Source organism: Thiohalophilus sp. (genome assembly GCF_034522235.1).
GTDB lineage: Bacteria > Pseudomonadota > Gammaproteobacteria > UBA6429 > Thiohalophilaceae > Thiohalophilus.
This window is the reverse complement of the sequence record NZ_JAXHLN010000003.1, coordinates 1,917,636-1,940,277: the sequence shown is the minus strand read 5'-3', so window position 1 is coordinate 1,940,277 and position 22,642 is coordinate 1,917,636. Positions and strand designations below refer to the sequence as shown.

Genomic DNA, 22,642 nt, shown 5'->3' with positions numbered 1-22,642 from the left:
AAGCCGTTTACGCGAGACTCTCTCCCGGTCTCGCGTTTTTTTATTTGCTTTTTTATGGAATCGCGGAGTTAGATTTGATCTTTTGCAGATGTCGGTACAGCGTGCGCTCGCTCATGCCAAGCTCGCGGGCGGCACTGACGCGATGACCGGCGTGCTTTTGCAAAACAGCCAGAATCTCTTCCTTGTCAATATCAGAACGGTGACGTTGTAATACATTGTTATGCCTGGCCATGGGCTCGTCTGATTCAGCAGAGCCTTGTTGTTGCGGCGCGGTTTCGTTCAAAAAGGAAAAGTGTTCCGGTGACAGGGGTTCATTCCTGGCCAGTATGGTGGCGCGTTCTATTATATTGCGAAGTTCCCTGACATTGCCCGGGTAGTCATAATTGAGCAGGTGGGACTGGATCTGGGGGGATAATGGCGGCTTGTGTCGGGTATCCGGAATTTTCGCCAGAAAATATTCCGCCAGCCCGATAATATCTTCCTTGCGCTCGCGCAACGGCGGGATATGAATGGGAAACGCTGTCAGTCGGAAATAGAGATCCTCGCGGAACTGCTTTTGTTGAACCATTTCCCGCAGATCCCGGTGCGTGGCGGCAATGATCCGGATATCGACATCGATGAACTCGGTCGCGCCGACCCGTCGAATCTGGCTGGTTTCCAGCAGACGCAGCAGCTTGGTTTGCAAAGCGGGGGAGAGTTCGCCGATTTCATCAATGAACAGGGTACCGCCGTGGGCGGACTCGATCAGTCCCAGCTTGCGTTTATTGGCACTGGTAAAGGCGCCCCGTTCGTGACCAAACAGTTCGCTTTCAACCAGATGCTCACCCAAAGTGGTGCTATCGACAATGACAATCGGGCCATCGGCGCGGTTGGAGTTGTGATGAATATATTCGGCAACACACTCTTTGCCGGCCCCGCTTTCTCCCTGTAACAGGACTGTGGTCTGGGTAGGGGCCACGCGTTGCAGAATTTCGGTCAGGCGTACCATGACCGGGGAGTGGCCCAGCAGTTTACGTTTTGCCTCGTCCGGGGAGCCAAGCCGGTTAATGGCTTCGCTCATGGCCACGACATTACCTTCGTTGTCGAGGATTGGCGTGGCCTGCAGCTGGACATTTTCCTCATTGCCCTCGGAATCATAGTGGACATGGATGACGTGCGTGGCACGTCGGGTTCTGAAGACCTCATCAAGCGGGCAATGTTCGCCGTGGTTCCGGCAGGGCGTATCGGAATGATGGGAGACCTTGTAACAGAAGCTGCCGACAACCTGGTCTTCGCTGGCCCGATACTGATCGAGATAGTGCCGGTTGGCTGCCTGGATCCGGTAATCCCGGCCGATGATAACAAACGGTTCGGGGAATACGTCGATTAATTGTTTGCAGGAAGGCAGTAACGTGGGCGAGTCACGTCTCTGATCCATATCCGTCTCCGACTTCGTAACGAAATGTTACAGGGCAGTATAAATAAAACGATCGAATAACGGTAATTTTTTCGTGCTTCAGTATGTGTTGATATACTGAAAAATTAGTGAGGGGCGTTATAAGCACAACATTTGCTTGATCTGGATCAAGTCGCTTGCCTAAAAGCATTGGATTAAGACTCATTCTATCAAACGTGTTTTTTTAAATGACAGCCTGCCTGGCAACATGACATGTCTGACAGCATGGCAGATATGTCATGGCAAACATTCCGCAATATTGTTCGATTTGGCGATCCTCTCTTAAACAGGTGCCGTTAGGTCCTTTATTTTACGGGCTAAATCTTTCGGTGTTGCGATTCTCCCAATAATTGTTGTGTATGGCACAGCTCTTGCTCTCACTGTTGGTATCTCTGTTTGTAGTGCAGGGCAACGTACAGTACGTCAAATAATTCTATGTGGGAGTGATTATGAAATCTGAATTGAAAGTTATTGCCGCCGCGGTTCTTACCGCGGCGTGTGTTTCATCGCCGGCATCGGCCAATGAAGTCTACGGCGATGTCCGTCTGTCGTTAAACAGCATCGACAAGGCTGACGGGACCTCCAGCGACAGCCAGGACAGCAATGCCTCACGAGTCGGCTTCAAGGGCAGTTATAAGCTCGATGCTGGTTTGAAGGCGCTCTATCATATCGAGGCAGGAATTGATGCCGAACCTGCCGGCGGCGGTGAAGAAAATGACATGTTTAGCCGCCGCTTTGGCTTTGCCGGCCTTGCCGGGAATTTCGGTAAGGTGTTGTACGGCACTCTGTCCTCGCCCTACAAGATGGCCGGCCTGAAGATTGACCCTTTCTACGATACTGCAGCCGGTGAAGCCATGGGCGGTAAAAATTACGGCCTGTCCGGTTTTACCAATGGCTGGTTTGACAATGTGCTGGCCTATATCACGCCTGATATGAACGGTTTGCAGGCCAATGCAGTGATGGTAATGGATGATACTGATAGTAATGACCATCATTATAACTATGGGGTGAGCTATAACCAGAATGGTTTCAGTGCCGGCGCGCAGCTGCTTCAGGTTAATACCGTTGGTTCTGAAATTGATGCCACGCGCTTTACCGCCGGCTACAAGACGGATCAGTGGAGTGTCGGGGCGAGCATGGAAAATGTCGATCCCGAAGGTCTTGCTGACACGGATTATCTTTATGTTGCCGGTACTTATAGTATTTCCGCGAAAAACACCTTGAAGCTTTCTTACGGGGATGTGGACAATGACGGCACCGGTCTGGCGGCGGGTATGTCCCATAATCTGGGTAAAAAGACCGAACTTTACGCCCTCTACAGCGATGTGGACTATGATGACACAACTCTGGATAACCGCACGGTTATCTCGATTGGCGTCAGCCACAAGTTCAGTATCGGCGGCAATTAAAGCCCACGCAGCAGTGCGGGGCCGGCCAGATAGATCTGGCCGGCCTATTCTTCCAGTTGCTCGAGCGTGCTAACGCGCAGGGTTTCTTTTTGCTCGGCTGTCAATGGCCGATCATTACTGGATGTGATTTCAAAAATATCTTCGACCCGTTCACCGAAGGTGGCGATCTTGGCGTTATGCAACTGGATGTCGTGTGTATAAAAGACCGAGCCTATATTCGATAACAGCCCCGGACGATCGTAGGTTTTGACGTGCATGATGGTACGTTCGCCATCATCTTCGTAATGAATCTCGGTGGGTATTTTGAAGTGCTTCGCCTGGCGTGGCAGACGGCGGGTGATCTCGGGCGCTTCCTGCCCTGGATGGCGCAGCAGGTGATAGAGCTTGTTGCGGATCTCACTGTTACGCTGGCTGTCGCGTACCGGTTCACCGCTACTGTCGAGAAACTGGAACGTGTCGAGTGTGTACCCGTCTCGCGAGGCGAGAATGCGCGCATCGACGACGGTCATGCCGGACTGGCTCAGCACCGAGGTGATCAGGGCGAACAAATTGGGATGGTCACGAGTGTAGATAAAGATCTCGGTGCCGCCGCGACGGCTTTGCTCGCGAAACAGAATGACTGGCAGATCTTCCAGATCAGTATTGAGGATAGCCTGGGTATGCCAGACGATTTCGTCGGGAAAATAACGCAGAAAGTACTCATCACCGAGATTATCCCACAACTGATTGATCAGCACATTGTGTACATCATCCGATTCCAGCAGCTCGGCGGCGGCTGCGCGACGTTCCTGTACCAGTTCCGATTGTACCAGCGGGTTTTTCAGACCACGGCGCAGAGCACGCATGGTCGCGTGATAGAGTTCCTGCAACAGCGCATCTTTCCAGGAATTCCAGACGTGTTCGCTGGTGCCGCGAATATCGGCGACGGTTAACAGATAGAGATAATTGAGGTACACCATGTCGCCAACCTGTTCGGCGAATTCATGCACGATTTCGGGATCACTGATGTCCTTGCGCTGGGCCGTGGAGGACATTAACAGATGATTTTTTACCAGCCAGGCCACCAGGTTGGTGTCGTATCGACTCAAACCATGATTTCGACAAAACTCGTGCGCATCGGTAGCACCAAGAGTGGAGTGATCGCCACCTCGACCCTTGGCGATATCATGGAACAGGGCGGCCAGGAGTAACAGTTCCTGTTTGGGGATGCGTTGCATGATCTCGCTGCACAATGGGAATTCATGAAAGTATTCCGGCACGGTAAAGCGACGCAGGTTACGGATCACCATCAGGGTATGTTCGTCGACGGTGTAGACATGAAACAGATCATGTTGCATCTGCCCGACGATGCGACCGAACAGCGGCAGATAAGCGGCCAGCACGCCATAACGGTGCATGCGTCGCAGTGCATGGGTAAAACCATGGCCGTAACGGACGATTTCCATGAACAGGGAGCGGTTACGCAGGTCAGCTCGAAAGCTGCCATCGATCAGATGCGTGTGATCGCGGATCAGGCGAATGGTATTGGCGCGTACACCGTTAAGTTCCGGATGCTGCATTAAAATCAGAAATACTTCCAGCAGGGCGAAGGGATAGTGGACAAAGATGTTGTCATCCCTGACTTCCAGATACCCCTTGCGAGCCTGAAAGCGTTTATTCAGCGATATCGGCTCGGCCTGTTCCTTGGTCAGTAGTATTTCTTCTTTGAATAACTGCAGGAGCATTTCATTCAGCCGGCCCAGTTCCATGATCGTGCGGTAGTACTGCTTCATGAACTGCTCGACCGCCAGTCCCTTGAAGTTGTCCCGATAACCGAAATGCCGGGCCAGCTCCCGTTGATGATCGAACAGCAGGCGATCCTCCCGGCGTCCGGCGATCAGGTGCAGGCCGAAACGAACCTGCCAGAGAAACGCCTGTCCTTCATGCAGGGTCTGGTATTCGTTTTCGGTGAGAAAGCCGTGGTTAACCAGCTCACTCAGATTCTCGGCATTGTAATGACGCTTGGCGACCCAGCCGATGATCTGGATGTCGCGCAGACCGCCGGGGCCTTCCTTGATGTTGGGTTCGAGGTTGTAGGCCGTATCATTGAACTTTTCATGGCGTTGCTCCTGCTCCTGCAGCTTGGCCTCGAAAAACTCCCGGCTGGGCCAGATCTGTTGCGGGCCACACAGGGCCTTTTGCTGTTCAAACAGTGCCGAGGGGCCAATCAATAGCCGGGCTTCCTGCAGGTTGGTGGCGATAGTGATGTCGCGGGTCGCCTCCTGCTGGCATTCATTGAGTGTACGCACGCTCTGACCCACTTCCAGACCGATGTCCCAGAGAAAGGTGAGAAAACCTTCGATGGCCGTGTGATACGGCTCGGGCGCCTCGGCCAGTAACAGCATCAGATCCACGTCGGAAGCCGGATGCAGTTCGCCGCGCCCGTAGCCCCCCACGGCCAGCAGGGCGATCCCGGGATCGCCGGGCTCGAAATAGAGTTTCCAGGCGCGCTGCAAGAGGGTATCGATCAGGCCGGCCCGGGAGGTGACCAGTTCGGTGGCGGCCCGGCCGGCGTAAAAACGCCGCGCCAGTTCCTCGTGGGCGGTTTGCAGGGCGTCGCGAAACAGGGGCAGGGGAGAGTTCGTTTCCTGCAGCGCCGTGTCGAAAGCTTCGGCATTGAACAGGTCCGCGTCGACCGGGACCAGCGAAGCAGTCATGGTTAAAAATTTTCCTCGCCCCGGCGGGTCAGCACTTCATGGCCGTCCCCGGTCACCAGAATGGTATGTTCCCACTGGGCGGAGAGGGCGTGATCCTTGGTGACCACGGTCCAGCCGTCCTTGAGCACCTTGGTCTGGCGCTTGCCGGCATTGATCATCGGCTCGATGGTGAAGGTCATACCGGTCTCGAGCACCAGTGTGGTGCGCGGATCGTCATAGTGCAGCACCTGCGGCTCCTCGTGGAAGTTCTCACCGATGCCGTGGCCGCAATATTCGCGCACCACGCTGTAGTTCTGCTGCTCGGCGTATTGCTGGATAGCGCGGCCAATATCGCGCAGGGGCAGCCCCGGCCTGACCATATCGATGCCGATTTTCAGACACTCATACGCGGTGTTGGCCAGCCGGCGGGCCTGAATCGAAGGCTCGCCGACAAAGAACATCTTGCTGGTATCGCCGTGGAAGCCGTCCTTGATGACAGTCACGTCGATATTGATGACATCCCCTTTTTTCAGCCGCTTTTCGTTGGGTATGCCGTGGCAGACTACATGATTGACCGAGGTGCAGACCGATTTGGGGAAACCGTGATAATTGAGCGGCGCGGGGATAGCCTGTTGTTCGTTGACAATGTAGTCATGACAGATCCGATCCAGCTCGGCCGTGGTGACGCCGGCCTGGACATGGGGTTCGATCATTTCCAGTACCTCGGCGGCGAGACGGCCGGCGGTGCGCATTTTTTCGATTTGTTCGGGGGTTTTAACGCTGACACTCATTGGTTTTCCTCCACGCTACAGGCGTGGGGTTGGCTCCTGTCGCAAAATTCGTGAATGGCGCCCGGTCCCGGTTTGGGGCGGTGGGGGCTCTTTTTAGCGCACAAACCGGGTGGTTTCGTTGTCGTCAACAGCGGTTTATGGTATAAATCGCGCGCTTGTTTAGCAAACCTAACCGATCGGTGGCTTGCCCCGGTCAAAAATGACACACATGTACCGGCACATCTGCCCGGGTGCCCGCCAAGGCGGGTTGGCAGATGGGGTACATGGAGGCCTAACCCAATACAGGAGACACTATAATGGCTGACGTTACGATGCGCCAGATGCTTGAGGCTGGCGTCCACTTTGGTCACCAGACCCGGTTCTGGAACCCCAAAATGGCCCCCTACATCTTCGGGGACCGCAACAAAATCCACATTATTAATCTGGAAAAGTCCCTGCCGCTGTACAACGAGGCGATGAATTTCATCAGCTCGCTGGCCGCGAACAAGGGCTCCATCCTGTTTGTCGGCACCAAGCGCGCCGCTCAAAAGCTGGTCAATGAAGAGGCCGAGCGCTGCGGGATGCCCTACGTGAACCACCGCTGGCTCGGTGGTATGCTGACCAACTACAAGACCGTCAAGCAGTCGATCAAGCGTCTCAAGGAGCTTGAATCGATGATGGAAAGTGGCGCTGTCGAAGGTCTGAACAAACGTGAAGTGCTCAGTCTGAGCCGCGAACAGGAAAAACTGGAACGTAGCCTCGGCGGGATCAAGAACATGAATGGTCTGCCCGATGCCATGTTCGTCATCGACGTCGGTCACGAGAAAATCGCCGTCGCCGAAGCTGTCAAGCTGGGTATCCCGGTAATCGGTGTGGTTGATACCAACAACAGCCCGGACGATGTCGATTATGTGATTCCGGGGAATGACGACGCCATTCGCGCGATTACCCTTTATACCCAGGGTGTCGCGGCCGCGGTGCTCGAAGGCAAGGCGACGACGGCCCACATAGGTGAAGGCTCCGGTGACGATTTCATCGAGCTGGATGAAGAAGGGGAAGTGACCCCGGCCAGCAAGAAGAAAACCGCCAAGAAGAAAACCGCAGCCAAGAAAAAGGTCGCCAAGAAAAAAGCCGCCAAAAAGAAAACAGTCAAGAAGGATGACGAATCCGGCACGGACGAGCCGGAAACGGTTGAACCAACGACAACACCGGAAGCCGCTTCAGCCGAGGCGGACTCCGAGTAAGGCTCACGTTACTGGCAACCTGGGTAACAATAAAGAAAAAGGGGGCAACGCCCCCTTTTTCGGATTTTCACAAACAGATTTGAGCTAACAGCTAATACAGATTAGAGGACAGGGTTCATGGCAATTACAGCTGCAATGGTTAAGGAACTGCGCGAACGTACCGGCGCGGGCATGATGGAATGTAAAAAAGCTCTGGTTGAAACTGACGGCGATCTTGATGCGGCCATTGAGCAGATGCGCAAGTCCGGCATGGCGAAAGCCGACAAGAAGGCCGGCCGCACCGCCGCCGAGGGTCTGGTTGCAATCAAGGTCACCCCTGACAACAAGACCGCCGCGATTGTGGAAGTTAACTGCGAAACCGATTTTGTCACCAAAGGCGAAGATTTCCAGAATCTGGTAAACAATGTGGCTGAGCGTGTACTGGCTGACAAGCCGGCCGATCTGGATGCCCTGATGGCCATGCCGATCAGTGACAGTGACAGCACCAGCATCGAAGAAACTCGCAAGGCCTTGATCGCCAAAATCGGCGAAAATATGGCTGTGCGTCGATTCGAAGTCATTGAAGCCAAAGGAACATTAAGTCATTACATGCACGGCAGCCGTATCGGTGTGGTGGTTGATCTGGAAGGCGGAGATGACCAGTTAGGCAAGGATCTGGCCATGCATATCGCCGCCAGCAGCCCGGTCTGCGTTTCCGAGGGAAATGTGCCCGGCGATGTGATCGAAAAGGAAAAAGAAATCTTTTCCTCCCAGGCGGCCGAAAGCGGCAAGCCGGCTGATATTATTGAGAAAATGGTCGAGGGGCGTATCAAGAAGTTCCTGAAAGAAGTAACGCTTCTGGGCCAACCTTTCGTCAAGGATGCAGACCAGACCGTGGAGCAGCTGCTTAAGTCCGCAGGGGCGACTGTACACCGTTTTGTCCGCTTTGAGGTTGGCGAAGGTATCGAGAAGAAACAGGAGAACTTCGCCGAGGAGGTTATGGCTCAGGCGAAGAACTAAACCCGAAATCATCAATATAACAACGATAACATATGGCCAAGACACCTATATATAAACGCATACTGCTCAAACTGAGCGGCGAGGCCCTGATGGGCGAGCATGAATACGGCATCGATCCGGCGGTGATCAATAGCATCGCCGCGGATGTCAAGGAAATCAATCAGGCTGGTGTTCAGGTAGCCATGGTTATCGGCGGCGGTAATATCTTCCGTGGCGTCAATCTGGCATCCGAAGGAATGGATCGGGTTACCGCCGATCATATGGGTATGCTGGCGACGGTCATTAATGCCCTGGCGCTGCAGGATGCGATAAAGCGTCAGGAGCTCCAGGTACGGGTCATGTCGGCCTTGCCTATCCATACGGTATGCGAGGATTACATCCGTTTACGGGCGATTCGCCATCTGGAAAAAAATCGGGTCGTTGTATTTGCGGCCGGTACCGGTAATCCTTTTTTTACCACTGATACGGCGGCCAGTCTGCGTGGCATTGAGATCGGCGCCGATGTGGTGGTCAAGGGAACCAAGGTGGATGGTGTCTATTCCGCTGATCCGGTCAAGGACCCCTCCGCCAAACGGTTTGAAAAACTGGGATATGACCAGGTCATCGAACAGAAGCTGGCGGTAATGGATACCACGGCGATTGTTTTATGCCGGGACAACAATATCCCGATTCGCGTATTTAATATGACCAAACCCGGTGCTCTCATGCGCCTGGTGATGGGTGAGAGTGAAGGCACGCTGGTTGAGTAGGGAGCGTTATGCATGATTAATGATATTAAAAAAGATGCAGAAAGCCGCATGGGCAAAAGTGTCGAGGCCTTGAAGACCGAACTGACCAAGCTGCGGACCGGTCGGGCTCATACCAGCCTGCTGGACCATGTCATGGTGGAATATTACGGATCACAGGTTCCTTTGAACCAGGTCGCGAGTATCTCTGTTGGTGATGCGCGGACGCTGACGGTTCAGCCCTGGGAAAAACCCATGGTGCAAAAGGTCGAAAAAGCGATTCTTGAATCGGACCTGGGGCTGAATCCGGCCACGGCCGGCGAGGTCATTCGGGTGCCATTGCCCACGCTGACGGAAGAGCGGCGTAAGGATATGATCCGTATTGTTCGTCAGGAAGGGGAAAACACCCGCGTTGCGATTCGAAATATCCGTCGCGATGCGATCAGTGATTTTAAAAGCCTGTTGAAGGATAAAGAGATCACTGAAGATGAAGAACACAAGGCAGAAGAAGACATACAAAAACTCACGGACAAATATATTGCCAAAGTCGATGAGGCGCTGGAAGCGAAAGAAAAAGATCTCATGGAGATCTGAAACGGTCCTGATGCGAACATATGACCCGAGTTTTATTATTCAATGAGCAGTATGCCCCAGGATATCAGTAATGAGGAGCGCGATGGCTATGTGAGCCTGCCTCGTCATGTCGCCATCATCATGGATGGTAATGGCCGCTGGGCACAGCAACGTCATTTGCCGCGGTTTGCCGGCCATCGGGCCGGGGTGGAATCCGTGCGTGAAATTGTCCGGGCTTGCGGCGAGAAAGGCATACAGGTTCTGACGCTGTTTGCTTTTTCCAGCGAAAACTGGCGGCGACCCCAGAAGGAAGTCGGTTTGTTGATGGACCTGTTTCTGACCGCGCTGGAACATGAGGCCAAGAAATTACACAAAAACGAAGTGCAACTGCGCATCATTGGTGACACCAGTGCCTTTCCCGAAAAGATCCGTAAACGCATCCGCGAGGCTGAATCCCTCACCGCTGATAATAACCGGTTGATCCTGAATATTGCCGCCAATTACGGCGGTAAATGGGATATTACCCAGGCTGTTCAGCATCTTGTCCGGCAGGTACAGCAAGGTGAACTGACGCCGGAGCAAATTGATGCCGAGCGGATTGCCGGGCAACTCAATATGCATGATTTGCCGGAACCCGATCTGTTTATTCGCACCGGTGGCGAACAGCGCATCAGTAATTTCCTGATCTGGCAACTGGCCTATACCGAACTCTATTTTACCGATATCTTGTGGCCGGACTTTAACCGCAATGAGCTGGAGCAGGCACTGTCCTCGTTCGCAGATCGACAACGTCGTTTTGGCCGCACCGGTGAACAGGTGGAGCAGCTTAAACATGCTTAAGCAACGGGTGTTGACCGCGTTAATTCTGGCTCCGCTGACGATATGGGCCCTTTTTGCGCTACCGGAAACGGGTTTCATCATATTATTGCTGGCGATTTTTTCTCTGGCCGCCTGGGAGCTGGGTGGCCTGGCCGGGTTATCGCAACCGGGTCCGCGACTGTTTTACGTGGTTGGTATGTTTGCGCTAATGGGCGCGACAGTTTTTTACGCTACATTACAGGATCGCATTCTGGATATTCTCTACCTGGTGATTGCCGCCTTCTGGTTGTTGGCTTTCGCTGGTCTATTTTATTTTTATCATCATACGGTAAGTCGTTCAGATTTCAGCCTGTTCCGACTGTTAGCCGGGATCGGGATTGTTCTTGGTCCGTTTGTCGCCTTGCTGGTATTGCGTCACCGCGAACCCTTCGGCCCGCAGTGGGTGATGTATCTGCTGTTGTTGATCTGGGTTGCCGATAGCGGGGCCTATTTTGCCGGCCGTGCCTTTGGGCGGCATAAACTGCTGTATAACGTCAGCCCCGGTAAAAGCTGGGAAGGGGTGGCCGGTGGGTTGCTGAGCTGTTTATTGATGGCGTTGATCGCCGGGTGGTGGTTTAAGCTGGTCGGGTCGGCTTATCTGTGGTTTATTGCGATCAGCCTGTTGGTGGTGGTGTTCTCCGTCGCGGGTGATCTGGTAGTAAGTCTGTTTAAACGTCAGGCCGGCGTCAAGGATAGCGGGCACATCCTTCCCGGTCATGGTGGCATTATGGATCGCATTGACAGCCTGACCGCCGCCGCACCGGTTTTTGCCGGTGGCCTCTTTCTGCTGGAGTTGAGCGCATGAAACAGGTGACCCTGCTTGGCGCAACCGGTTCGATTGGTCTGAGTACACTGGATGTCATTGCGCGCCATCCGGATCAATTTTCCGTGTTTGCACTTACCGCCAATACCCAGGTCGAGCGCCTGTACCAGCAATGTCGCGCATATCAACCCGAATATGCGGTCATGGTCGACCCGCAGGCTGCAGAACAATTGCAACAAAAGCTGCAGCAAGCCGCTCTGGATACGCGGGTATTGGCCGGTATCGACGGATTGATTCAAGTGGCATCGGATAAGCGTACCGATTATGTGATGGCTGCTATTGTCGGTGCCGCCGGCCTGCAGCCAACACTTGCGGCTGCACGGGCCGGTAAACGGGTGCTGTTGGCCAATAAGGAAGCACTGGTAATGTCCGGCAGATTGTTCATGGACGCGATCAAGGAAAACCAGGCAGAGCTGTTACCTATTGATAGTGAACATAATGCGATTTTTCAATGCATACCGGGCAGGCTCGCAGGCAATGTCAAAGAGCTCGGCGTCAGGCGAATTTTGTTGACCGGCTCCGGCGGACCGTTTCGTCAAACACCATTGAGTCAACTTGGCGCAGTTACCCCGGAACAGGCAGTTGCACATCCGAATTGGGATATGGGGCGCAAAATATCGGTTGATTCAGCAACCATGATGAATAAGGGGCTGGAGCTTATCGAAGCCTGTTGGTTGTTTGACGCTGTGCCCGATTTTATCCAGATCGTCGTACATCCTCAAAGTGTCGTGCATTCGATGGTAGAGTATAATGACGGTTCGGTCCTGGCCCAGTTGGGTCAGCCGGATATGCGCACCCCGATCGCCCATGCCATGGCCTGGCCGGCGCGCATGGATTCCGGGGTCGACAGGCTTGATCTGTTTGATGTAGCGCACCTGGATTTTGAAAGGCCGGATTATGAACGTTTTCCCTGTCTGCAACTGGCGGAACACGCCGCCCGACAGAGTGGTACTGCTCCGACTATCCTGAATGCCGCCAATGAGGTTGCGGTACAGGCATTTCTGGATAACGGGCTGGGTTTTACTGGTATTGCTGATGTAGTTAAATCTGTACTCAATGTCATGAGCAGCCGCGATGCGAGCGATTTGGATACCATCCTGGCGGATGATGAGCAGGCGCGGCAGTATGCGCATGAATATATTCATCAAGCCCACACCAGAGTTAAATAATGCTGGATTTTATTTATTTTACTCTGGCGTTTCTTGTTGCAATCAGTGTGCTTATTGCGGTACATGAGTTCGGACATTTCTGGGTTGCCAAAAAACTCGGTGTCAAGGTATTACGTTATTCGATTGGCTTCGGACGCCCCATCTTGCGGGTGGTACGCGGAAAGGATCGTACTGAATATATGATTTCAGCATTGCCGCTGGGCGGTTATGTGCAGATGCTGGATGAAAAAGACGGACCGGTAAAAGACGAGGAAAAACATCGAGCCTTCAATCACCAACCTATATGGAGGCGATTTGCCATTGTTGCTGCCGGCCCGGCATTCAATTTCCTGTTTGCGATTCTGGCTTTCTGGCTGATGTTTATTATCGGCACCAATGCGCTGAAACCGGTTATCGGGGATGTGGCAGAGAACTCTATTGCGGCTAAGGCGGATTTCCGGTCAGAGCATGAAATTGTCGCCATTAACAGTACACCGACGCCGGTCTGGGAAGTTGCCATGAATCAGCTTCTTCCGGCTGTGGTAGATCGGGAGTCCATTAGCGTCACCCTGCGCAGTCCTGCGGGCTCAGAATCGCAACATCAACTGGCATTAGATCAAATTCAAGGCGAACTGGACCCGGATAATCTGTTTGAACTGATCGGTTTTAAACCATGGCGTCCCCGTGTCGAACCCCGCGTAGGACAGGTACTCGAAGGATCCCCGGCCGAGCTGGCCGGGCTGCAAGAGGGCGATCGTATTCTGGCGATTGATGGGCGACAAATTAATCAGTTTACCGATATGTCTGAATACGTCAGGCAGCGCCCAGGCGTGGAGTTAGCATTTAAAATTTCACGTGGTGACGCAATTCGTACCGTAGTCATCACGCCACGCCGAATTGAAAATGACGGCCGTGAAATCGGTCAAATTGGCATAGGCCCCCTTGACCCTGGCACAATCCCGGATGGGATGGTTGTCTATTATGATCATTCGGTGCTGGGGGCGATCCCGAAAGCAGTGGCCCAGACTGGATCAATGACAGTCCTGACTTTGAAGATGCTCGGAAAACTGTTTACCGGGGAGGTTTCCGTCAAAAATCTCAGCGGTCCGATCAATATCGCCAAACACGCGGGACTATCCGCCAGTGCCGGTTTGAACCGGTTTCTGAATTTTTTGGCGATTGTCAGTATCAGTCTGGGCATTCTGAATTTGTTACCCATCCCTATTCTTGATGGCGGCCATTTGATGTTCTATGTGGTGGAGATGGTAAAAGGTAGCCCGGTATCGGAAGAAACTGAGATGACGGGACGTATGATCGGAATTTTTCTTCTGATGATGTTGATGGGCCTGGCATTTTACAATGATATTATGCGATTGGCTGGGAACTAGATATATATGAAGTTTTTATTAAAAAGCGCTCTGATCGCATTGTTGTGGATAAGTTTGGTCATCCCGGCACTGGCGTTCGAACCGTTTGTCATCAAAGATATTCGTCTGGAAGGACTTCAGCGTATTTCTGCGGGCACGGTATTCAACTATTTGCCACTCAAGGCAGGCGACAGACTCGATCCTGAATTAAGTAGCCGGGCGATAAGGGCTCTTTATCAGACCGGATTTTTTAAAGATGTCAAACTGGAGCGCGAAGGGGATGATTTGATTGTCTTTGTCGCCGAACGCCCGGCGATTGCTGATATTCGTATCGAGGGTAATGACAGTATTCCGGACGAGCAGCTCGAGTCGTCACTACAGCAGATTGGTCTGGTGCGTGGCCAGGTTATGGACCGTTCGACACTGGATAAGGTTACTCAGGAGCTGGAACGCCAATATTATGGACAGGGTAAATACGGTGTCGAGATTGAAACTATAACTACACCACTGGAACGAAATCGTGTTGATATCGAAATTAATATTGCAGAAGGCGTTTCCGCGGAAATTTACTCTGTCAATATTGTTGGGAATAAGGATTTTGATGATGAGGAGCTGCTGAAAAACTTTTCTCTGGCGGCCAATTCGTACTTTGGCCGCAACCAATATTCACGTCAGGAATTAAGTGCCGATCTGGAGAGCCTACGCTCCTATTATCTTGATCGGGGTTATATCAATTTTAATATCGATTCCAGCCAGGTTTCCCTGACGCCGGACAGGCAGGAGGTCTATGTCACGGTCAATATCACCGAAGGCGAGCAGTATATTGTTAGCGATATCAAAGTGACTGGAGAAACGATTGTTACCAAAGAAGAAATCGATGAATTGATAACACTGAAAGTGGATGAGGTCTATTCGCACAGGAAAAGCACGGAAACGACAAGCAACATCAGCGATAAGCTGGCGGAAAGAGGTTATGCCTTTGCCAATGTTAACCTGATCCCCGATCTTGATAAGGATACAAAAACCGTTGCGCTAACCTTGTCAGTTGATCCGGGCAGGCGAGTTTATGTCCGCCGCATCACCATCACGGGAAATACCAAGACTCGTGATGAAGTTATACGACGGGAAATGCGTCAGCATGAAGGGGATTGGCTTTCCACCGAGAAAGTCGCTCAGTCACGGACGCGTCTTAACAGACTGGGATTTTTTGAGCAGGTTTCCGTTGAAACACCGTCTGTTCGTGGTACCAGCGATCAGGTCGATGTCAATATCAATGTCAAGGAGCGTCCGACCGGCTCTTTAACCGCGGGGATAGGTTATTCGGATAACCAGGGGCCACTGATCAATTTCGGACTTACCCAGCAGAACTTCCTTGGCACCGGTAAACGACTGGGGCTAAATCTCAACAACAGTGACGTTACCAAGTACTATAATTTGAGTTATACGAACCCGTACTACACGGATGACGGCATCAGCCGGGGGTTCAATGTGTACTGGCGGGAGGTTGACGCGGAAGAGGCGCAGCTGACCCGCTATACGACCAATAGTAAAGGGATTTCAATGAATTACGGTATTCCCTTGTCGGAAATCACGCGCCTGAACCTTAGTCTGGGTTACGAGGGCACAGAGCTCATACCCGGCAATACTGTGGCACAGGAAATACTTGATTTTATAGATCAAAATGGTAGTGTTTATGATAATTACGAACTGTCCCTGGGCTGGCGACGAGACAGTCGCAACCGGGCGATTTTGGCCGACTCGGGTTCGTTAACCTCCCTGTCAGTCAGTTCCTCCGTTCCCGGCAGTGACCTGGAATATTACAAAATCAATACCCAGCTCCAGAAATATTTTGGTCTTAGTGAGAATATCACCCTGTCTACCGAATTGAATCTGGGCTATGGCGACAGCTATGGTGATACCGAAATAAATGGACTGCCGCCACATATGAACTACTATGCGGGTGGCAGTCGTTCGGTACGTGGTTACGACAGTAACAGTCTGGGGCCGGAAGGTTCCACCGGGGATCCGCTGGGCGGCAACAAACGGGTCGTGGGTAATCTGGAGCTGATATTGCCAAACATTTTCGTCGAGCAGAGTCAGTCCACCCGGATTGCTGCATTCTTTGACGTGGGTAATGTTTTTGGACCGGATGAGACGGTCGAATGGGATAATTTACGGACTTCGACGGGGCTCGCGTTCATGTGGCTGGCGCCGATTGGCACCCTGCGCTTTAGTTATGCCGTACCGCTAAACGATAAACCGGGTGATGACGTGCAAAACTTCCAGTTCACTATGGGTTCTGATTTTTAATCATTAATCAAGTTCGAGGTGATTAACGTTGCGTAAAATCTGGCTGCAATATCTCGCTCTGACGCTTTTTCTCGTGTCAGGACTTTCTGTTGCCAATGCAGAGACCCGGATTGGTTTTGTTAATATTGCGCTGGTACTTAAGGAAGCGCCACAGGCTGATGCTGCGCGCAAGAAACTGGAAGAGGAGTTCGCCCCGCGTGACGACAAAATAGTTGCGATGCAAAGAAAGCTCAAGCAGCTGGAAGAAGAGATGGCAAAGGATGCCGGTGTTATGAGCGATGAAGTTCGCAAGAAAAAAGAGCGGCAAATTGTTCTGGAAAAGCGTGAAATCAAGCGTACTCGCGAAGAATTCAATGAAGATTTGAATATACGTCGAAATGATGAGTTGAATAAACTGCAAAAGCTCGTCTATGACACTATTGTTACTCTTGCCAAGGACAAGGATTTCGATATCGTTTTTGGCGATAATGTTATCTATGCTTCTGATGCAGTCGATCTGAGCGAGCAAGTTCTGGAGCGTTTAAGCGCGCAATACGATTCAAAGACCACTAATAAGTAATTTGACAGGGCATTACGTGAAATTTACTTTGCAACAACTTGCCAAGCACATTGGAGGGCGGGTTGTCGGTGACGGTGATGCCGTCATCGATAGCGTTGCAACACTGAATAATGCCGGCCCCGGTAGCATTACCTTTTTAACCAGCCCTTCTTATCGGCAATACCTTCAGGACACACGAGCCTCGGCTGTAATTCTAAGACAGACAGACCTTGAGCATTGTCCGGTAAATTCACTGGTCGTTGATGATCCGTATGCCTCTTACGCCAGACTGGCCGGCCTGTTATACCCGGAGAGCAGGCCTGTTTCCGGCGTCCATCCCGCTGCGGTTGTAGATGAATCCGTTCAAATCCCGGAATCGGTTTCCATCGGCCCCCACTGTTATATCGGACCTTTGGTTAAAGTGGGGGAGAATGTTTCCCTGGGTCCGGGTTGTGTGGTCGAGTCCGGAGTGGAAATTGGTGAGGGCAGCTACTTGCAGGCAAATGTTACAATCCGGCAAGACTGCATTATTGGTAAACAGACTATTATTCATCCGGGTGTGGTCATCGGTGGTGACGGATTTGGGCAGGCCAACGACAAAGGAACCTGGTTGAAAATACCCCAGATCGGCAGAGTGATCATCGGTGATGATGTTGAAATTGGGGCCAACACCACGATAGACCGTGGTGCGATAGAGGACACCATTATCGGGGAGAACGTCAAGCTCGATAATCTGATACAGGTAGCGCATAATGTCCGGATTGGCGCGCATACGGTGGTTGCCGCCTGCACCGCCATTGCCGGCAGCACGCAGATTGGCTGTCATTGCATGATTGCCGGCGCGGTGGCTATTGCCGGGCACATAGAAATTGCGGACAATGTGACGATTACCGGCATGTCGCTGGTGACCCATACTATTCGGGAATCGGGGGTATATTCTTCCGGTGTGCCACTGGACACGAATCGTCAGTGGCACAAAAATGCTGTCAGATTCAAGCAGTTGAACGAGATGGCCAAACGCATTAAGGAATTGGAATCCCGCCAGGGGAAATAAGATATCGTTATATAGGGGTTGAATTTTGGTCTCGTTGAATATTTATGAAATTCTTGAACATTTGCCGCATCGCTATCCGTTTCTGCTGATTGACAAGGTCCTGGAGTGCGAACCGGGAAAATCACTTGTCGGGATTAAAAATGTCAGCCATAACGAGCCCTATTTTCCCGGGCATTTCCCCAACCATCCGATTATGCCGGGGGTACTGATCCTCGAGGCTCTGGCTCAGGCGACCGGAATTCTGGCTTTTCAGACCGTGGGACGTAAACCGGACGGCACTTCATTGTATTATTTTGTCGGCATTGATAATGCCCGTTTCAAGCAGCCGGTTATTCCGGGTGATCAAATCCGCCTTGAAGTCGAATATATTCGAAAAATGCGCGGCATATGGAAATTTAATGGTCGTGCCCGGGTGGATGATAAAGTGGTTTGCAGCGCTGAACTAATGTGTGCTGAACGTGAGATAGAATGAGCATCGATCAGCGCGCAGTCATTGATCCCTCTGCTCGTATCGCCGATGATGTCAGCATCGGTGCGTTCAGCATTATCGGTGCTGATGTCGAGATCGGGGCGGGTACCGTTATAGGTCCGCATGTCGTGATCAACGGCCCGACCCGCATCGGCCGTAATAACCGTTTTTTTCAGTTCAGCTCCATCGGTGAAGTTCCGCAGGATAAAAAATTTCATGGTGAGGATTCCCGCCTGGAAATCGGTGACGGGAATACCATTCGCGAATTCGTTACCATCAATCGCGGGACCGACGACGGTGGCGGGCTAACCCGCATCGGCAACGACAACTGGCTGATGGCCTATATCCATATTGCCCATGATTGCCTGGTCGGGAACAACACGATCTTTGCCAATGGCGCCTCACTCGCCGGACATGTCGAGATCGAAGATTATGTGATTCTGGGTGGATTTACCCTGGTGCACCAGTTCACCAAAATCGGCATGGGTGCCTTCTGTGGCATGGGCAGCACGGTTAGCAAGGATATTCCGCCCTATGTGATGGTCAGCGGCAATCCCGCAAGCCCTTACGGCATCAACAGCGAAGGCCTCAAACGTCGTCAACACAGCAAAGACGCTATCAAGGCTGTCAAGGATGCCTATAAGATTATCTATCGTTCAGGTCATACCCTCGACGAAGCAAAGCAACATCTCAAACCGCTCGCCGAACAACATCCCGAAGTCCAACCCTTGCTCGATTTCCTCAACCGCTCCCAACGCGGTATTTTGAGATAGGTTACCGGCTTCAAGGTTTTTATTTAACGCAGAGGTTGTGAAAATTTTGAATTTTGAATGTTAGATTTTGAATTGGCGAGTACGGGTAATTCAAAACTCAAAATTCAACATTCAAAATTATTTCAGCTTTGCGCCTTTGCGTTCTCCGCATTATTTACAGTGAATCAGAAAAATGAAAGTTACTGCTGCGTCAGCATGTCGACGGTGACGGTGGCGATATCGGTGATGTGGCTGTCGTCTTCCAGTTTATGCCGGACTTCTTTCAACCCCTGTTTGATTTCTTTTCGGTAATCTCTGTCGTCGAGCAGTCGCTCGAGTTCTGCAGCGATGGCCTGCGGTGTGGCGTCGTTTTGTATCAATTCGGGGACAATACGGTGTTGGGCAACGATATTGCACAGGGCGAGGTGATCGATTTTCAGCATACGCCGGACAATCTGATAGGTCAGCCAGGCGACCCGGTTGATCACGACCATCGGCGTGCCGATCAGGGCGATTTCGAGTGTGACAGTACCGGAGACGGTGACGATCGCGTCACTGGCCTGCATGGCATCGTACGGCCGTTGTTCGATATAGTGAATATCGAGTTCATGTTCGGGCATGTTCTCCCGGATCAGTGCCGGATTCAGGGTCGAGGCGATCGGCAGGATAAATTGCAGTTGTGGGCGCTGCTGCTGTAAAAGACGGGCGGTATCGATAATAATCGGTAGCAGGCGTTTGATTTCACTGCGCCGGCTGCCGGGAAATAATCCCACAACGGGGCGGTCGGGATCGAGGCCGAACTCCCGCAATAGCTCGTCGCGATCAGCGCTGGCCTTCACCTCGTGGGCGAGGGGATGGCCGACATAAGTGACCGGTACGCCATGGCGGGCATAAAAGTCGACCTCAAAAGGGAATACCACGGCCATTTTATCGACCAGCTGCTGGATCTTTTTCACCCGGCCCTGACGCCAGGCCCAGATTTGCGGGCTGATGTAATAGAGAACTCTGACACTACATGCCCTGGCGGTGCGCGCCAGGCGCAGGTTGAACTCGGGATAGTCGGTCAGAATCAACAGATCCGGCGGATCGTTGCGCAAAATGTCACGCATTTGATTGAGTGCGCCGAAGATGACCTTGCGGTGGGCCAGTACCTCGATCAGACCGACCACGGCCAGTTCGGCGGAATCCACCAGGATTTCCACGCCGGCCTTGCGCATGGCGCTGCCGCCGATACCGAAAAACTCGCTATCCGGCAGGCGCTGTTTGACGTCTTCAACCAGTTTGGCGGCATGCAGATCGCCGGAGGCTTCCCCGGCAATGATCATTATCCGTTTCAATGCGGTGCTCTCAGATTGACTGGATAACGTCGACGATTTGATCGATCTGCTCGTCCTTCAGCTCCGGATAAACCGGCAGGGACAGGCAACGGTTGGCTATTTCCTCGGTGACCGGCAGACTGACATCCTTGCAGATGTCGGCAAAAACCTTTTGTTGATGCAGGGGTACCGGATAATAAATAGCCGAGCCGATCTGGTTATCCGCCAGTTTTTTCATCACCGCTTCCCGTTGGTCACTGAGCACGGTGTATTGATGATACACGTGGGTTCCCAGTCCATCCTCGTGTGGCGGCGTAACGGCGCTGCCGGCCAGACCCGCTGAATAACGCTGCGCCACACGTCGGCGCTGCTGATTATACTGCGGCAGACGCTTGAACTTGGCGCGCAGAACGACTGCCTGCAGCTCATCCAGTCGGCTGTTGTAGCCGACCACATCATGATAATAACGCTCCTTGCTGCCGTGGTTGCGCAGCATCAACAGCATCTCGGCAATCGCATCGTCATTGGTGGTGATCATGCCGCCGTCGCCATAGCAACCCAGGTTCTTGCTGGGGAAGAAGCTGTGCGCGCCGGCCAGACCGATACCGCCGGTCATCTTGCCATTGATATCGGCGCCGAAGGACTGGGCACAATCCTCGATAACCTTCAGGTTATGTTTGTCGGCCAGTGCCATGATCGAGGGCATATCGGCCGGCTGGCCGAACAGATGGACCGGCAGAATGGCGCGGGTCATGTCTGTAATTGCCGCTTCGATCAGCTCGGCATCCAGATTATAGGTATCCGGGCGTATATCCACGTAAACCGGGATCGCACCTACATAGCGTATCGCTTCGGCGGTGGCGATGAAGGTAAACGATGAAGTGATAACCTCATCCCCCTGGCCAATGCCGGCGGCGACCAACGCCAGATGCAGTGCATCGGTGCCTGAGGCGCAGCTGATAGCGTGTTTAACTCCCAGGTAGTCGGCCACTTCGGACTCAAAGCTCTTGACGTTGGGGCCGAGGATGAAACTGGTGTTTTCGAATGTTTCGGCAAAACCCTGATCGATTTCCGCTTTCAGGCTCTGGTATTGCTCTTTCAGATCAACCATCGGGATCATGTTGCTGCTACCTCAATAGTGCAAATACGGGGCAATCAACCTTCGGTCAATTGCCGATTGATTTCAAAGGCGGTTTCCAGGGCACGCAAACCATCGGCACCACTGACGACCGGTTTGGCGCCTGTATTAATAGCCTGGAGAAACGCACCGATTTCACTCAGCAGGGCATCACCCTGATCAAAGGCGTGTTCTTCACTGTCGATTTCGGCAATGCCCGGATACATCTCGCCTTTACCCTTGCGATGTATGCCGAGCTGTTTGTTTTGAAAATCGATGGTGATATAGGCGTCGGACTGGAAGATGCGCATCCGGCGCTCGCTTTTCATACTGATGCGACTGGCAGTGACATTGGCGACACAGCCGTTTTCAAACTCCAGACGGACGTTGGCAACATCGATTTCATCAGAGAGTACCGGCACGCCACTGGCGTGAACTGCCTTGATCGGCGAGCCGACAAAATCGAGAATGATATCGATATCATGAATCATCAGATCCAGAATTACATTCACATCGGCGCCGCGCGGGTTGAAGGGGGCAATCCGGTGGGTTTCGATAAACAGGGGCTCGACCAGCACGTTCTCCAGTGCCAAGATGGCGGGATTAAAACGTTCCAGATGGCCGATTTGAAATTTCAGATTGTTATCTTCGGCCAGCGCCACCAGCTCCCGGCCCTGTTCCAGCGTCGAGGTGATCGGTTTTTCCAGCAGCACATGCACGCCATTGTCCAAAAAGACTTTGGCAACTTCGTAATGTTTCTGGGTGGGCACCACGATACTGACTGCATCCACCTGGCCGATCAGATCATGATAATCGCTGTAGACTTCGACACCATGTTCGTTTGCAATCGTTTGGGCGATATCCTGATTGGTATCGCAAACACCGACCAGTTGCGAGGCGGGCAGCTGGGCGTATTTCTGGGCGTGAAATTTTCCGAGGTAACCGACACCAATGACGGCGGTTCTGAGTGTTGTCATTAAAATAACTCTGTTGCGGTTGGCAGGTCAGCGGTTCGGGGTAAAATGGCGCAACGTGAGTGATGCAACGCCGTTCCGAGCCG

At 52.5% G+C, this 22,642-nt stretch carries 19 protein-coding genes and 1 pseudogene; 14 read left to right on the top strand and 6 right to left on the bottom strand.

The genetic code is table 11. The features are described from left to right. Positions 1–52: 52 nt before the first annotated feature. Positions 53–1,417: a sigma-54 interaction domain-containing protein gene (locus U5J94_RS12475; protein WP_322565956.1), complete on the bottom strand. Its 1,365-nt coding sequence runs from the start codon at positions 1,415–1,417 to the stop codon at positions 53–55. 467 nt (positions 1,418–1,884) lie between these two features. Here U5J94_RS12475 and U5J94_RS12470 point away from each other — a divergent pair, with 467 nt between their 5' ends. Further along, positions 1,885–2,844 (top strand): porin, encoded by a 960-nt coding sequence (locus U5J94_RS12470; RefSeq protein ID WP_322565955.1) that lies wholly within the window; start codon positions 1,885–1,887, stop codon positions 2,842–2,844. A 44-nt stretch (positions 2,845–2,888) separates the two neighbouring features. Here the strand turns inward: U5J94_RS12470 and glnD are convergent, their stop codons facing one another. Then, positions 2,889–5,540 carry a [protein-PII] uridylyltransferase gene (gene glnD / locus U5J94_RS12465; RefSeq protein WP_322565954.1) on the bottom strand — a complete coding sequence of 884 codons (2,652 nt, stop codon included), beginning with the start codon at positions 5,538–5,540 and terminating at the stop codon, positions 2,889–2,891. A 2-nt stretch (positions 5,541–5,542) separates the two neighbouring features. Beyond that, on the bottom strand, positions 5,543–6,310 hold the full coding sequence (map, locus tag U5J94_RS12460) for a type I methionyl aminopeptidase (RefSeq protein ID WP_322565953.1): 768 nt from the start codon (positions 6,308–6,310) through the stop codon (positions 5,543–5,545). 296 nt (positions 6,311–6,606) lie between these two features. Here map and rpsB point away from each other — a divergent pair. The 13 genes and pseudogenes from rpsB to lpxA all read left to right on the top strand — a co-directional run. Next, positions 6,607–7,353: pseudogene (gene rpsB / locus U5J94_RS12455) on the top strand (30S ribosomal protein S2); the annotation flags it as partial. A 297-nt stretch (positions 7,354–7,650) separates the two neighbouring features. After that, positions 7,651–8,532 carry a translation elongation factor Ts gene (gene tsf, locus U5J94_RS12450; protein WP_322565952.1) on the top strand — a complete coding sequence of 294 codons (882 nt, stop codon included), beginning with the start codon at positions 7,651–7,653 and terminating at the stop codon, positions 8,530–8,532. A 32-nt stretch (positions 8,533–8,564) separates the two neighbouring features. Continuing rightward, positions 8,565–9,281 carry a UMP kinase gene (gene pyrH, locus U5J94_RS12445; protein ID WP_322565951.1) on the top strand — a complete coding sequence of 239 codons (717 nt, stop codon included), beginning with the start codon at positions 8,565–8,567 and terminating at the stop codon, positions 9,279–9,281. A gap of 12 nt (positions 9,282–9,293) precedes the next feature. Then, complete coding sequence (gene frr, locus U5J94_RS12440) at positions 9,294–9,851, top strand: ribosome recycling factor (protein ID WP_322565950.1); 558 nt, start codon at positions 9,294–9,296, stop codon at positions 9,849–9,851. 42 nt (positions 9,852–9,893) lie between these two features. Further along, positions 9,894–10,670, top strand: a complete 777-nt coding sequence (locus tag U5J94_RS12435) for an isoprenyl transferase (protein ID WP_416224176.1) — start codon at positions 9,894–9,896, stop codon at positions 10,668–10,670. Continuing rightward, positions 10,663–11,493 (top strand): phosphatidate cytidylyltransferase, encoded by an 831-nt coding sequence (locus U5J94_RS12430; RefSeq protein ID WP_322565949.1) that lies wholly within the window; start codon positions 10,663–10,665, stop codon positions 11,491–11,493. Before U5J94_RS12435 ends, U5J94_RS12430 begins: the two co-directional genes overlap by 8 nt. Next, positions 11,490–12,680: a 1-deoxy-D-xylulose-5-phosphate reductoisomerase gene (gene ispC, locus U5J94_RS12425; RefSeq protein WP_322565948.1), complete on the top strand. Its 1,191-nt coding sequence runs from the start codon at positions 11,490–11,492 to the stop codon at positions 12,678–12,680. The genes U5J94_RS12430 and ispC overlap by 4 nt, the downstream gene beginning before the upstream one ends. Then, a complete protein-coding gene (gene rseP, locus U5J94_RS12420; RefSeq protein WP_322565947.1) occupies positions 12,680–14,047 on the top strand; it encodes an RIP metalloprotease RseP in 1,368 nt (455 codons plus the stop codon). The genes ispC and rseP overlap by 1 nt, the downstream gene beginning before the upstream one ends. 6 nt (positions 14,048–14,053) lie before the next feature. Next, entirely contained in the window at positions 14,054–16,336 is a 2,283-nt protein-coding gene (bamA, locus tag U5J94_RS12415; protein ID WP_322565946.1) for an outer membrane protein assembly factor BamA, read from the top strand. 28 nt (positions 16,337–16,364) lie between these two features. Next, the gene (locus U5J94_RS12410; protein ID WP_322565945.1) at positions 16,365–16,895 is read left to right on the top strand and encodes an OmpH family outer membrane protein; all 531 of its coding nucleotides are present in this window, start codon (positions 16,365–16,367) and stop codon (positions 16,893–16,895) included. A 16-nt stretch (positions 16,896–16,911) separates the two neighbouring features. Next, the gene (lpxD, locus tag U5J94_RS12405) at positions 16,912–17,928 is read left to right on the top strand and encodes a UDP-3-O-(3-hydroxymyristoyl)glucosamine N-acyltransferase (RefSeq protein ID WP_322565944.1); all 1,017 of its coding nucleotides are present in this window, start codon (positions 16,912–16,914) and stop codon (positions 17,926–17,928) included. A gap of 34 nt (positions 17,929–17,962) precedes the next feature. Next, complete coding sequence (gene fabZ, locus U5J94_RS12400; RefSeq protein WP_322565943.1) at positions 17,963–18,400, top strand: 3-hydroxyacyl-ACP dehydratase FabZ; 438 nt, start codon at positions 17,963–17,965, stop codon at positions 18,398–18,400. Next, the gene (gene lpxA / locus U5J94_RS12395) at positions 18,397–19,170 is read left to right on the top strand and encodes an acyl-ACP--UDP-N-acetylglucosamine O-acyltransferase (RefSeq protein ID WP_322565942.1); all 774 of its coding nucleotides are present in this window, start codon (positions 18,397–18,399) and stop codon (positions 19,168–19,170) included. The genes fabZ and lpxA overlap by 4 nt, the downstream gene beginning before the upstream one ends. 179 nt (positions 19,171–19,349) lie before the next feature. Here the strand turns inward: lpxA and lpxB are convergent, their stop codons facing one another. Genes lpxB through U5J94_RS12380 form a run of 3 tightly spaced genes read right to left on the bottom strand, consistent with a single transcriptional unit; the run spans position 19,350 to position 22,559 of the window. Next, complete coding sequence (lpxB, locus tag U5J94_RS12390) at positions 19,350–20,474, bottom strand: lipid-A-disaccharide synthase (RefSeq protein WP_322565941.1); 1,125 nt, start codon at positions 20,472–20,474, stop codon at positions 19,350–19,352. Between the two features lie 22 nt (positions 20,475–20,496). Next, positions 20,497–21,585, bottom strand: a complete 1,089-nt coding sequence (locus U5J94_RS12385; RefSeq protein ID WP_322565940.1) for a DegT/DnrJ/EryC1/StrS family aminotransferase — start codon at positions 21,583–21,585, stop codon at positions 20,497–20,499. Between the two features lie 35 nt (positions 21,586–21,620). After that, entirely contained in the window at positions 21,621–22,559 is a 939-nt protein-coding gene (locus U5J94_RS12380) for a Gfo/Idh/MocA family oxidoreductase (protein WP_322565939.1), read from the bottom strand. Positions 22,560–22,642 lie beyond the last annotated feature (83 nt).